8 protein-coding genes and 1 pseudogene are annotated in these 13,947 nt (G+C 71.9%); 8 read left to right on the top strand and 1 reads right to left on the bottom strand.

All coding sequences use genetic code 11. From position 1 onward, the window contains the following. Nucleotides 1–78 precede the first annotated feature (78 nt). From IPH07_04805 to IPH07_04770, 8 genes and pseudogenes are all read left to right on the top strand, one after another. Entirely contained in the window at nt 79–1,173 is a 1,095-nt protein-coding gene (locus IPH07_04805; protein MBK6916701.1) for a hypothetical protein, read from the top strand. After that, a pseudogene (locus tag IPH07_04800) lies at nt 1,174–3,016 on the top strand (sigma 54-interacting transcriptional regulator). After that, entirely contained in the window at nt 3,006–3,833 is an 828-nt protein-coding gene (locus IPH07_04795; GenBank protein MBK6916700.1) for a hypothetical protein, read from the top strand. The pseudogene IPH07_04800 and the gene IPH07_04795 overlap by 11 nt, the downstream one beginning before the upstream one ends. Continuing rightward, nucleotides 3,833–4,669, top strand: coding sequence for a hypothetical protein (locus IPH07_04790; protein ID MBK6916699.1), 837 nt, complete (start codon nt 3,833–3,835; stop codon nt 4,667–4,669). The genes IPH07_04795 and IPH07_04790 overlap by 1 nt, the downstream gene beginning before the upstream one ends. Next, nucleotides 4,666–7,068, top strand: coding sequence for a hypothetical protein (locus tag IPH07_04785; GenBank protein MBK6916698.1), 2,403 nt, complete (start codon nt 4,666–4,668; stop codon nt 7,066–7,068). Before IPH07_04790 ends, IPH07_04785 begins: the two co-directional genes overlap by 4 nt. A 150-nt stretch (nt 7,069–7,218) precedes the next feature. Beyond that, the gene (locus IPH07_04780; protein MBK6916697.1) at nt 7,219–7,587 is read left to right on the top strand and encodes a hypothetical protein; all 369 of its coding nucleotides are present in this window, start codon (nt 7,219–7,221) and stop codon (nt 7,585–7,587) included. Nucleotides 7,588–7,598: 11 nt separating this feature from the next. Further along, on the top strand, nt 7,599–11,162 hold the full coding sequence (locus tag IPH07_04775) for a DEAD/DEAH box helicase (GenBank protein ID MBK6916696.1): 3,564 nt from the start codon (nt 7,599–7,601) through the stop codon (nt 11,160–11,162). Continuing rightward, nucleotides 11,159–12,118 carry a hypothetical protein gene (locus tag IPH07_04770; GenBank protein MBK6916695.1) on the top strand — a complete coding sequence of 320 codons (960 nt, stop codon included), beginning with the start codon at nt 11,159–11,161 and terminating at the stop codon, nt 12,116–12,118. The genes IPH07_04775 and IPH07_04770 overlap by 4 nt, the downstream gene beginning before the upstream one ends. On the opposite strand, the gene IPH07_04765 is transcribed toward IPH07_04770, so the two are convergent. After that, entirely contained in the window at nt 12,083–13,876 is a 1,794-nt protein-coding gene (locus IPH07_04765) for a serine/threonine protein kinase (GenBank protein MBK6916694.1), read from the bottom strand. The two genes, IPH07_04770 and IPH07_04765, sit on opposite strands and share 36 nt — an antisense overlap. Between the last annotated feature and the right edge of the window lie 71 nt (nt 13,877–13,947).

Below are 13,947 nucleotides of genomic sequence, written 5' to 3'. Positions count from 1 at the left end.
GCTCGGCGCAGGCCCGCGGCGGTCGCTGGCTGCGACAACGCCGGCGCGACAGTGATAGTCTCGCGTCCGCACGACCGGATGCGCGCGCTGCTCACCGCCTCGATCTGTTTGGCGCTCGCACCTGCGATCGCGCTGGCGAACGCGCCCGCCAAGGGCACGCGCAAGCCCGACGACGCGGCGGCGGTGGCGAAGGTCGATCCCAGCGGGCGCGCGGCGCTGGCCGCTGCCGAGGCGGCGTGGCGACGCGGCGACTTCACCGAGGTGCGGCAGCTGCTCGATCCGATCGCCGCCGACACCACCGTGACGCTCGAGCCCTCGGAGCGCCAGGCCGTGCTGGTGCTGCTGGCCGAGGCCGCGCTCAACGACGCCGCGCAGGACGCCAGCGAGCGCCGCGGCGAGGCCACCACCCATCTCGATCGACTGATGGATGCGTTCCCCGAGTGGCGCATGCCCAAGGACATCTACACCCCCGAGCTCTACGAGCTGTACGTCGACCTGCGGATCCAGCGGGCCGGTCGCGCCGGCCAGGAGTGCGAGGCCAGCCGCATCGTGTGCAAGAGCGACCTCGAGGGCGCCAACGCCGAGATCACCGCCCAGCTGCGCGCGCGCGCAGAGCTGCAGAAGCGCTTCGACGCGCAGGAGGTCGAGGTGCAGGAGAAGGTCGCGCGCAGCCGGGCGCTGGCCCTCATTCCGCTCGGCATCGGCCACTTTTACAACGGCAACCCCGCGCTCGGTGGCTCGTTCCTCGCCGCCGAGGTGCTGCTGGGCGCGGCCGGGCTCGGCCTCATCATCCAGCGCAACGTGGTCGACGGCTGCCGTCGGACCCGCGGCTTCCAGAGCGGCTCGCTGTCGTGCGATCTGGGCGGCGAGAGCGACCCCGCGGAGATCGCCAGGCGCGACGACGCGATCGTCAAGCGGCGCAAGGGCGAGGAGGCCGTGGGCTGGTTGCTGCTCGGTGCGGTCGCGGTCGACATCGTCGTCGCGCAGCTGCTGTTCCAGAAGTACAAGACCAAGACCGTCAAGCGCGTGCCCCGGTCGCAGCTGGAGGCCGGGGGCGGCGCGTCACCCGGGCGCGCCCGCGGGCCGCGGCCCACCAAGCCCCGTGCTAGGCTGCGGGGCGCACCTACGGCCACGCCCCAGGGCGTCGGCGTCTCCTTGCACGTGACGTTCTAGATGCCCCATCTCCAGTACACCGCCGCGGGCGGGCGCGTCGCCCGTCACCCCATCGTCCGCCACCTGACGTCGATCGGATCGTCGTCGGAGTGCCACTTGGTGATCGGCGGGCCCGACGTGATGCCGACCCACTGCACGCTGCTGCACGACCCCGGGCGCTTCATGCTCGAGTCGGCCGAGCGGGCGGCGGTGTTCTACGTGCGCGGCAAGAAGACCCGCAGCCACGAGCTGCGCCACGGCGACGTCGTCGCGATCGGCGGCATCGAGCTGGTGTTCTCGGCGGTCGACGAGGCGCCGGCGGCGGAGCCCTCGGGCGAGACGCCGGCGACCCCGCCGAGCCTCGATCAGATCGATGCGCTCAAGCGGCTGGTCGATTTCTCGGAGCTGATGCTGCGGCCCGGTGATCTCGAGCACCTGCTGTCGGAGCTGATCGACCAGGTCGTGGCGATGACGCGGGCGAGCAAGGGCTTCCTCGTGCTCGCCGACGACAGCGGCAACTATCAGATCCGCGTGGCCCGCAACCTCGAGCGCCAGCCCGTCGACGACCCCGCCGAGCTGCTGAGCGACAACATCCTGCGTGAGGTCATCACCAGTCGGCAGGCGCAGATCATCAGCGACGCCTACAGCGACACCCGCTTCCAGAGCTCGCTGTCGGTCATCAACCTCAAGCTGTGCTCGGTGATGTGCGTGCCGCTCATCGTGCGCGGCGAGCTGCTCGGCGTCATCTACGTCGGCAACGACAACGTCCGCGATCTGTTCCGCGCCGAGCAGCTCGAGCTGCTCAAGATCTTCGCGGCCCAGGCCGCACTGTTCATCAAGAACGTGGGGCTGCTGGTCGAGCTGCGCGAGGAGAGCCAGGAGCTGGCCGAGCGCCTCGAGCACTTCAAGTTCGGCGAGATCATCGGCAGCTGCCCGCAGATGATCGAGGTCTACAACCGCGTCGAGAAGGTCGCCGGCACCGACATCACGGTGCTCATCACCGGCGAGACCGGCACCGGCAAGGAGCTCATCGCGCGCGAGGTCCACAACCGCTCGCCGCGGGCGCAAGGGCCGTTCATCACCGTCAACTGCGGCGCCATCCCCGAGAACCTCATCGAGTCGGAGCTGTTCGGCCACGTGAAGGGCTCGTTCACCGGCGCGATCGCCAACCAGATCGGCAAGTTCCAGGCGGCCGACAAGGGCACCATCTTCCTCGACGAGGTCGGCGAGATGCCGCTGCGAGCTGCAGGTCAAGCTGCTGCGGGTGCTGCAGGAGCGCCAGATCCAGCGCGTCGGCGAGGCCAAGACCACGCCGATCGACGTGCGCGTGGTCGCGGCGACCAACCGCGATCTCGCCGACGAGGTCCGCCACAGCCGCTTCCGCGAGGACCTGTACTTCCGGCTCAACGTCATCGGCATCGAGCTGCCGCCGCTGCGCGAGCGCGGCGACGACGTCATGCTCATCGCGCGCTACCTGGTCAAGCGCTACGCCAAGGAGTACGGCCGGGAGATCGACGCCGGCAAGGCCTTCGCGGGCTCGGCCCACCACGCCATGATGAAGGTCGCGTGGCCCGGCAACATCCGCCAACTCGAGAACCACATCAAGAAGGCGCTGGTGCTCGCCGAGGGCCCGCAGATCACCGCCAAGGATCTGGATCTCGAGCTCGACGCCAGCGTCGGCATCCCAGTCGGCGACGACAACCCGCTGCCTTTGGCCGAGGCCCGCGAGGTGTGGCAGCGCGAGTACATCAACAAGATCCTCGCGCGCAACAACGGCAACCGCACCAAGACCGCCCGCGATCTCGGCGTCGATCCGCGCACGATCTTTCGCCACCTCGAGAAGGAAGGCAAGGATGGCGGGTGAGCGCGCGCGGGGCCTGGGCGCTGCGCTGACGCTCGCGCTGGTCGGCTGCATCGTGCCCGACCGGCACATCGACGTGCGCGGCGCGTTCGTGAACCCCGGGCCGGTGCGGCTCATCCAGTCGATCCCCGTGACCGCGGCTGCCCACGCCAAGTGTCGCGACGAGGATCCGCAGCTGCCATCGTGCCCGCTGCCGCCGGAGTCGCTGCCGTTCGGCCGCATCGAGCTCGAGCAGCCCTTCTGCGTGTGCCCCGGCCGCGACAACAACTCGCTGGGCTACTTCGACATCTACGTCGAGGATGCCGACCTCGACGACGAAGGTCGCCCCAAGGACGCGATCCTGGGCGCGCTGCTGCTCGACATGCCCGGCGCCACCGCCGATCCGGCGCCGTACCTCGCGTTCCAAAACATCCTGCCCAACACGCTGCCGGCGTCCTTCGTGCGGCTCGGCGTGGGCATCTACGCCGACGCCATCGACCGCCCCGAGCCAGTGGTGCGGCGCTGGACGCTCGGCGCCGACGATGGCTTCGACCTGTGCAACGACAACGCGGCGGCCCCCGACGGCAAGCTGTCGCCGGGGCTCCACTCGCTGCGACTGGTGGTGACCGATCGCCCGTGGTACCGCCCGTTCGAGGTCGACGCGAACGGCGAGATCGTGCTCGATGCCGACGAACGACCGCTGCGCGTCGACGCGACCCAGGCCGCGATCGGCGTGCCCGATCTGCCGGGCGGCGCCAGCTATGCCACCGCCGACTGGGTGTTCCGCTGTGACGACGGGCTCGATGCCGAGGCCGGCTGCGACTGCGCGGAGGAGATGTGATGCCCCCGCGCCGCGTCCATGTCGCCGTCGGGCTCCTGCTGGGCGCCTGCATCATCCCCGACCGTGACATCCACGTCGATCCCGGGCTCGAGAATTCCAGCGCGGTGCGCATCGTGCAGCGCTCGCCGCAGCTGCCCGAGATGGACGCGCGCTGCAACGACCCCGACACCAAGCGCCGCGAGCCCGAGTACTGCCCGCAGGTGCTCGCCAGCCGTCCCTCCGGTTTGCTGCGGCCCGACGACGGCGACTTCTGCATCTGCCCCGCCGGTGACCGTCGCGCGCTGCCCAGCTTCGACGTGTTCGCCGAGGACGACGACAGCGACGGCGACGCGCCCAAGGACTCGGTGTTCGGCGTGGCCTTGCTCGACGCCGATCCGGCGGCGGCCGAGCCCAACGAGGCCGTCGCCTACGCCAAGCACTGGGAGCCCGGCCGCGCCGGTGCACTCGTCGAGCTCGAGGACGCGGTCGCGGGCGACGCCACCGAGCTGCCCAACGGCCGCGCGGCGCTGCCGGTGCTGTGGCGCTTCACCCTCGACAAGGGTAACGGCGATCGTCGCATCGACCTGTGCAACGAGGCTGGACGCCCGCTCCTCGCTGGGCTGCACGACCTGCGCTTCATGGTCACCGACCGCCCGTTCTTCCGCCCGCAGCTGCTCGACTCGGGCGGCGAGCCCGCCGTCGATGCCAACGGGCGCCCGGTGTACGGCGCGACGCAGTTCGGCGTGCCCGACCTCGCCGAGGGCGCGACGTATGCCACGATCGACTTCGTGTTCGAGTGCCGCGACGCCGCCGACCCCGAGGCCGAGTGCGACTGCGAGGAGGTCGAGGGCGGATGAGCGGTCGCGCCGTGCGGTGGTGGTCGTCGTGGCTGCTCTTGGCCGGCTGCAGCACGCTCGCGCCCGAGCCCTCGCCGCAGGAGTGCCGCAACGACGCCGACTGCAACGTCGCCGGCGAGGTCTGTGCGCCCGACACCAACGTCTGCGTGCCCGGCGAGCAGCTGCCACCGGTGGCCGACCTCGGCTTCGACGTCCAGGAGCTGGTCGGCGCACAGGTGGTGTTCCGCGCCGAGGTCGGGGGCTGCGACGCCGAGACCGGCTTCACCTCGGCGAACAAGGAGCTGACCATCGAGCGCAACCACCTGCAGCAGACCTTCGAGCTGTCGGTCTACACCCGCGTGCCGGCGGTGCCGGGCATGCCCACGCTCGACGACGTCATGATGGGCGAGGTGCAGCTGTCGCAGGCGTCGCGCTTCGGCCGATCGACCACGACCACGCCGCGCATCGACTACCCGACCACCGACGGCGCCGAGATGCCGAGCCTGTTGCCGACGGCGATCCGCTGGCCGCGCTACCACCCGTACGACGCCATGCCGGCGGCGCTCGGTGGCGGCGGCTTCGTGCAGTGGCGCAGCCTGCCCGACGCCGCCGCGCCGCTGTACGCGATGATCGTGCCGCCGGTCGCCGGCGACGACGCCTGCAGCGGCGACGACGACTGCGGCCCGGCGCCCAACTTCTGCATCCCCGCGCTCGATCAGTGCACGCTGATCGGCAACCCCCGCTTCGCATACGCCGTGCAGTACGACGACTCGTGCAGCCGCACGCTGCAGGGCCGCGTGCGCCTGATCGACCCGGTCACGCTCGCGACCACGGTCGACGGCAACGGCAACCCCGCGGGTGTCGAGGGCGTCGCGATCCGCGTGCGCCATGCCGACACCGAGGACGCGCCGCGGCTCGGGGTCTTCGCGCTCGGCGACACCGCGCCCGGCGATCGCGGTCCGACCTGCAGCAGCGACGCCGGCTGCATCGCGGGCGAGCAGTTCTGCGACCTCGACACCCGCCAATGCGAGCTCGCGCTCGCTGGACGTGCGGCCGACAGCGGCACGGTGGTCAGCGACAGCGTCGGCGCGTGGTCGACCCCCGTCTATACCTACTGCGAAGGCACCGGCAACACCGGCCAGGTGCGCTCGTTCACCCTCACGGCCGCACCCCAGGGGCCGGTGGCGTCGATGAGCTACGCGGTCGACCTGCAGTTCAACCCCATCACCCAGGGCCAGCCCAAACCCACCGCTACCGTGCGGGACCTGTGCGTGCCGACCTGGGGACCCGCCCAGCAGGTCGCGATCGATCTGAGCGCAGAGCCGATCACGCTCGTGGGCAGTGGTGACACCGCCTATCGCTGCTGCGACATCGGCTGCCTGCCGCGCACGCTGGAGGACGCGGCCGCGATGCCCGGGCCCACCCAGGCCAGCGCCTGCGATGGACGCACCTCGGCGGGTGCGGTGCCCAGCGCAATCGTCGAGGCGCCGCTGGTGCTCGACGCCGAGGCGCGCATGCGCTGGGACGAGGCCGGCTGCCTGACGCCACTGCCGGCCATTGGCGACGTCGTCGGTGCCCTGCGCCAGGCCATCGAGTGCACCGATGGTCCCACCGCCCAGGGCACCTGCACGGTGCCCAACCTCGCGGCCGGGCCCGACGGCACGGCGCGGCCCTACAGCCTGCGCATCGAGTCGCCGGTGGGCTCGCTGTTCGGATCGTTCGCGACGCAGATGTCGGTCGACACCAGTAGCGGCGACAATCCCATCCGCTTCGACCTGCCGCGCCGCGTGCTGGTGCGCGGGCGGGTGGTGCTCGACGCCGCCACCTGCACCGATCTCGCGCCGCCGGATCGCGATTGCGGCAGCGAGGGCGCAGTGGTCATCGCCGAGCGGCTGCGCATGCCCGACGAGAGCGCCGCGTCGGTGCCCGGGCCCTACTACCACGAGGTCCAGACGTTCTATGATCCGGCGGCACACCGCCGCGGCGGCTACGTGCTGCCGCTCGATCCGGGCGTGTGGTTGCTGACGGCACTGCCGCAATCGGGCTCGCAGGGCGGGCCCGCACCGATCGAGGTGCTCGACCTTCGCGAAGGCAACGACCGCACCCACGACTTCCAGCTCGACACCGGCGTGCTCGTGACCCTCAACGTCGCCGGCTTCGATCGCACCGCGCAGGTGGTGCCGCTCGATCGCGGATCGTGGCGCGATCTCCCCCACCCCGGTCGGCTCGACGAGGCCGATCCCGCCGCGACGCGCGTCGATCTCAACGCGATCGGCGAGTGCCTCGCCGCCGTGTCCGAGGTGCCGCAGGCGTGCCGCATCCGCCGACTGATCGCGGGCGCCAGCATCGGTGCGAGCCAGATCGGCCAGGTTCGCTTCATCGCCCGCGCCGATCCGGCGGCCGGCGTCTGCCCCGGCTGACCGCGCAGCCCCACCCCCGCGGCGCCACGGCTCACCCGTGCGACAACACACAGCTCAATCCCGGCGTGCCGCGTCGTGGACTTGACCGCGGACCGTCGGTCGCGCCAGACTCGCAGCACACTGAACCAAGGTCCGCAGCCACCCCGATCGGTGCGGATCGCTTCGCACATCCGGCTCGTGGGCGTTTCCGCGGCGATCCTCTGGGGGGTCGTCGGCGTCTCGCGAGGCCTCGCGCAACAGTCGGTCGGGCTCCCCTCTGGGGAGATCGACTGTGCGTACCGAGTCCAGCTCCTGCGCGACCGCGTCGTGGCCCTCACCCAGAGGTCCCCAAGCGACCGCGCGACCGACCCCCAGGACCATGTCGTTTCCAACCTCATCCGCGAGACCCGAACGGCCTGCGCCAACCGTGGCGACCTCGAGAGCGAACATGCCCTCGAGGCCATCGACCTGCGGCTGCGCGAACACCTCGAGTCGCGATCCCGCGACCAACAGGCCCGACGTGAGCTGCTCGCGCCCTAGGACCCTCCATCATGTCGTCCGACATCCAAGACCCTGGCGCCGACGCGCCCGGGGGCGCCGACGTGCGCCCCGATTCCACCTCCCCTGAGTCCACCACCGCCCCTGAAGCGAGCCCACCCGCCGACGACGACGCCAGCGCTGCTGCGCCCGCGGTCACCGAGTCCGGTGCCAGCTGGCACGGCAGCAGCGGCTCGATCATGGGCACCGACGACGACATCATCGATGCCGAGGTCGTCGTGCCGGAGTCGTTCGCCGGCTTCGACATTCCGCCCGCGTTGCTGCGCGCGATCGAGGACGCCGGCTGGAAGCGCCCCACCAAGGTGCAGGCCGCGACCTTCGATCCGATCTGCCGCGGCCGCGACGTGCTCGTGCAGTCGCAGACCGGCACCGGCAAGACCGGCGCGTTCTGTGTGCCGTGGCTGGCCGCGCGCTTCGAGGCCGGTGACGCCGCGCAGACCGGCGTGCAGCTCATCGCGCTGACCCCGACCCGCGAGCTCGCGAAACAGGTCTGCGACGAGCTGCTGCGACTGGCCAAGCACACCGCCGTGGTGCCGCTGCCGATCTACGGCGGCACCGCGATGCAGCCCCAGCTCGCAGCGCTCCGCGCCGGCGTGCACGCGGTGGTCGGCACCCCCGGCCGCGTGCTCGACCACATCCGTCGTCGCTCGCTCGACCTCTCGAAGGTCCGCATGGTCGTGCTCGACGAAGCCGACGAGATGCTCTCGATGGGCTTCCTCGAGGACATCCACGCGATCCTCGACGCCTGCCCCAAGGAGCGCCAGACCACGCTGTTCTCGGCCACCGTGCCGAGCGCCATCGAGCGCATCGCCCGTCGCTACATGCGAAACCCGGTGCCGCTGCGGCTGTCGGGCGACGCGATCGCAGCGGCGGAGATCCACCACTCGTACTACTCGGTGACCAGCGCGGTGAAGACCCGCGACCTGCTCGACGTGATCGCCGTCGAGGAGCCCGCGACCTCGCTGGTGTTCTGCAACACCCGCGAAGAGGTCAACCTGGTCGCGTCGGTGCTGCAGCGCGAGGGTTTTGCGGCCGAGCCGCTGTCGTCGGATCTGACGCAGTCGGCCCGCGAGCGCGTGCTCGGCTGGATGCGCGAGAACAAGCTGCGATTCCTGGTCGCGACCGACGTCGCGAGCCGGGGCATCGACATCTCGCACATCAGCCACGTCATCAACTACTCGTTCCCCGAGAACGCCGAGACCTACGTCCATCGCACCGGCCGCACCGGACGCGCGGGCCGGGCCGGCCAGGCCATCAGCCTCATCTCGCCGCACGAGCTGGGCAACTTCTACTATCTCAAGCTGCAGTACCCGACCATCACGTTCACCGAGCGCACGATGCCGGTGGCCGAGGAGCTGCAGGCCGTGCGCAACGAGGTCAAGCTCGACCACGTCAGCAGCCTGTTCCCCGAGCTGGTGTCGCCGGAGTGGACGCTGCTGGCCCGCAACCTCATGAAGGACCCCCGCGGCGAGCGGGTCATCGCGTACCTGCTGTCGCAGGCGATGGCCCAGCGCCCGCGACGTGCGTCGCTGATGGACGACGCGCCCGAGGGCGAGGTCCGCGACGACGCGCGCTACGATCGCGACCGCGATCGCACCGGCGAACGCCGCGAACGCGACCGGCCCCGCGAGGGCGGACGCTTCGGCCGTGGGCGTGACGATCGGTCCCGCGGTGATCGTCCGCGCGGCGATCGACCCCGCGACGATCGACCCCGCGATGATCGCCCCCGCGACGATCGTCCGCGCGACGATCGTCCACGCGAGGAGGGCGACGCGCAGCGTGCCGTCGGCGGCGGTGACGATCGTCCGCGCGAGTCGGGCGACGAGCACGGCCGGCGTCGCCGCGACCGAAGCCGGGATCGCGACAGGGATCGCGACCGGCCCCCGCGCGAGCTCGCGGCCACCGACACCGCCGCCGCGGACGAGCCACGCGAGCCGGTGGCAACGCCCGAGCCGGGCACCGATGCGCCTGCGACCACCGAGGCAGGCGACGCGGTGGCGTCGGAGCGCGGTGAGGGCGATCGCCACCGCCGCGGACGCAGGCGGCGACGTGGCCGCGGCGACGGACCCCGCATGGCACCCCAGGGCGACGCGACCGTCGACGCCGGCGCCAGCCACGGACGCATCGAGCACACCGGCGTCGACGCCCGCATCGACGGCGACGTGGACGACGACGACGACGACGTGCTCGCCGACGGCGAGACCACCGGCGCGCCCACCGAGGACGGCCGCGTGGTCGCGGGCGACGGCAGCGACGCGGCCGCCGAGGCCGGTGCCGAGGCCGGCAGTGGCGGGCGACGACGACGGCGACGACGACGACGACGCGGTGGCCGGGCGGCCGAGGGCCAGACCGCAGTCGCTGGCCCCGGCGCATCCGAGCCGACCGGCGATGCGGGTGCAACCGACGACGACGACGACGACGACGACGGCGAGGCCGAGGGCGACGAGCTCGCGGCCGACGGTGCCGCGGGGGCCGGCGACGCCGGTGAGGCTGGCGGTCGACGCCGCGGGCGTCGGCGACGACGCGGGCGCAGACGGGGCGGCGGGACCTCGGCACCGGAGGTCCAGGCCACCTCGGTGGTCACGCCACAGCGCCCGCTCGCGCAGGACGAGATCCTCGTCGACATCGACGAGAGCGAGCTGCAGCTGGTGCGCGACGAGTTCGGCGAGATCGACGAGCTCGACGACTTCACGCTCAAGGCCCGACGCCAAGGTGTGCTCGATCAGCTCGCCGAAGAGGTCGAGCTCGAAGACCTGTCGCAGCGCGACCGCAGCGAGCCCACCCCGGGCGCGGCACCGACCGATGCGGGTGCGCCGGTGGCCGCCCGTGACGACGCCGACGGTGAGGGCGACGACGACGACGAGGGTGAGACCGAGGGCGAAGCCGACGGTGAGGCCGCGGCGGCTGGCACCGAGGGCGAGGCCGGCTCGGAGGCCGATCGTCGCAAGCGACGCCGTCGCCGTCGCAAGAAGAAGAAGGAAGCCGAGCCGCCGCCGCCGCCGCTGATGGTGCCGCCCCACAAGGACTTCTGGGAGGTCTGGGCCACGCACTTCAGCTTCCGCGACTTCGAGGACAACGAGCCCGAGGAGCCGCCGGCACCGGAGCCGGTGCGTGTGGATCTGCAGACCACGCCCACCGACGCGACCTGGATCGACGTGCGACTCTCGCTGGGCCGCGCGCACGGCAAGAAGGCCGCTGACATCCGCGACCTGCTCGCGGATCACACCGGCCTGGCGGGTAAGGCGATCCGCAACCTCACCGTCGGGGAGCGCGACACGCAGTTCCAGGTCGGCACCAGCGCGTGGCACCGCGTCGAGCGGGCCTTCGCGCAGATGCAACACGACGGCGCGCCGGTGGTGGTCGAGCGCCTGAGCCCGCCCGACGAGGCGCAGGACGACGACGCGCCCCATGGCGCGCACGCCAGCGGCGACGCGATCGACAGCGCCGCAGACGCGCACGCGTCGGTCGACGCCGAGGCGGCGGGTCACGGTCATGTGCCCGTCGAGGGCGCCGACGCCCTCGACGAGCCCGCCGAGGAGCCGGCACCGCCGACGTGAGCGGGGCACCGGCCATCGCCGGGCCCTACCTCGCGCCCGAGCTCCGCCGCGCCACCGTGGACGCGCTCGCGCGCGCGTGCGGTGAGCGGGTGGAGTTCGGCCACAGCGTCGACGGCGAGCCGCTGGTCGCGATCCGCGTGCCGGCGTCACGCCACGACGCGCCGCGCGTGCTGTGCTGCGCGAACATCCACGGCATCGAATGGGTCTCGGGCCTGCTCGCGCTGGCGCTGCTCGAGCGCGTCGCCGCCGACGACCCGGCCGCCCGCGCGCTTCGTCGACGCGCCGAGCTGTGGGTCGTGCCCTGCCTAAACCCCGACGGCTACCGTCGCACCTGGGAGGCGGGTGGCGATGGGCCGCTGGCGGCGCTGCGCTGCAACAGCCGCGGCGTCGATCTCAACCGCAACTACCCCCTGCCCCACGGCGCCACCCGGCGGGCGCTACCGGGCGCGGGCGTGCAGCAGCCCGGCAAGGCCACCTATTGCGGGCCGGCGCCGCTGTCGGAGCCCGAGACGCGGGCGTTGCACGAGCTGTGCGGCGCGCAGCGCTTCCACGCCGCCGCTGGCCTGCACTCGTTCATGGGCACGCTGATCCCCGCGCGCGTCACCACGCGGCCGCCCTACCGCAGCTACATCGAGCTGTGTCGCGCGTTCGCGGGCGCGCAGCCGCGGGCTCGCTACCGTCGCCTCGCGCATCGCATCTTCGACGCGTGGACCGGCGAGCAGGAGGACCACCTGCACCATGGTCTCGACTGCTGGGCGATCTGTGTCGAGACCTTCCCCGCGCTCGCGAGCCTTCGCCAGCACCTGCGCGCGCCCTCTCGCTTCTGGCGCTTCAACCCGCACGACCCCGCGCCGTGGATCGACAACGACGTCGCGGGCCTGCTGGCGTACTTCGACGCCGCGCTCGCGCTGCCGCGACCCTCAGTTGTGGCCGAACGGATCCTTGAGATCCGGTGAGCCGCCGCCGCGCTTGGGGTCGGGCTTGGGATCCGGCTTCACGTCCGGCTTCGGATCCGGCTTCGCGTCAGGCTTCGCGTCCGCCTTCGGATCCGGCTTGGGATCCGGCTTCGGGTCCGGCGTCGCGTTCGGCTTGGGGTCCGCCTTCGCGTCGGGCTTGCCGTCCTTCTTGCCGCCGCGCTTGCCACCGCGCTTGTCGTGGTGCGACTCGGGCTTCACCTCGACAGGAGCCTCGTCGGCGACGCTCACCTCGAGCGACACGTCCACGCTCTTGGTCGCGTCGGGGGTCAGCTCGATGATGCGATCGTCGTAGCCGTCGGCGTGCACCACCACGCGCAGCGCCGTCTCACCCTTGGCGATCGAGATCGCCGCGTTGGTGCGACCGAGCACGCGGCCATCGCCGTCGGCACGCACCTCGCCGTCGATCCCGGGCGTGGCCACGGTGATCTGCACGGCGGCCGGGGCCGCCTCCGGGGTCGGCGTCGGGGTCGGCGTACCCACGGCTACGGGTGTCGGATCCGGCGGCTCCGCGGCCGCGGCCGCCTGCGCGCCGGTCGGTGCCGGCAACGGGTCGGCTTGCAGCGCGCTGATGGCCACATAGACCAACCCGCCCAGCAGCGCCGCGCCGACACCGAGACCGACGAAGAGCCCAGCGCGGGACTTGGGCGACGCGTCGAAGGCCCCCGCGTCGGCGTCGAGCTCGATCGCCGTCGAGCTGCCGGCGAACCGCAGCTGTCCGCTGTGCGGCGCGACCACGTGCTCGCGCACGACGCTCACCGCAGCGGCACCCGTGCCCACCGCCTCGATGGCGCGGGCCATCTCGACCATGCTCTGGAACCGGTACTCGCGGTCCTTCTGCAGCGCCTTCAGGATCACCGCCTCGGCCTCGCGTGGGATGCCGGCGTGGGGCGCCAGGCTGCTCGGGGCCGCGGGGGCCTCGAACATGTGCTTGGTCAGGATCCCCATGAAGGTATCGGCCGTGAACGGCACGCGGCCGGTCAGCAGCTCGTACATGATCACGCCGGCGGCGTAGACGTCGACGCGATGGTCCACGCGCTCGCCCTTGGCCTGCTCGGGCGACATGTACTCGGGCGTGCCGAAGATCATGCCGGTGCGCGTCAGACCGCGACCGCCCTCGCCCTCGTCGCTCTGGACCTTCGCAATGCCGAAGTCGAGCACCTTGATGAAGTCCTCGTTGCTGCCGCGGCGGATGCGGTAGCAATTCTCGGGCTTCATGTCGCGGTGGATGATGCCGGCCGCGTGGGCGGCATCCAGCGCGGTGCAGATCTGCAGCATGATCGCCTGCACGCGCGGCCACTGCAGCGCACCCTCGCGCTTCACGGTCGCCGCGAGGTCTTCGCCGTTCAAGAACTCCATCGCGAAGAACACCGAGCCGCCCGGGGTCGAGCCGAAGTCGGTGATCTCGACGACGTTCTCCTGCTCGATCATCGAGGCCGCGCGGGCCTCCTGCAGGAAGCGGTCGACCAGGTCTTGCTTGTGCGAGTACTCGGGCGACAGCACCTTGATGGCGAGTCGCTTGTTGATGGTGGTGTGCTCGGCCAGGTACACGCTACCCATGCCGCCCTCGCCGAGCTTCTTGAGGATGCGGTAGCGGTCGGCGAGCACGCTGCCGACGAGGTCACTGGCGACGCCGATCTGCGCCGACACGGCGGCGGCGATCACCACCGGCGCGCCGGGTACGGGCGTCCCGACGACCGGCGGCGACGACAGCGGAGCCGCCGAGTCCGGGGTCGGCATCGCAGCCGCCTGCGCAGCACCCGGGGCCGCGGCCACCGATTGTGCGGCGTGCGAACCGGGGCGACGCGGCG

Source organism: Deltaproteobacteria bacterium, assembly GCA_016709225.1.
GTDB lineage: Bacteria > Myxococcota_A > Polyangia > Nannocystales > Nannocystaceae > Xiheibacterium > Xiheibacterium phototrophicum.
Note: the sequence above shows the minus strand (reverse complement) of the source record. Positions and strands in the feature narration are given on the sequence as shown.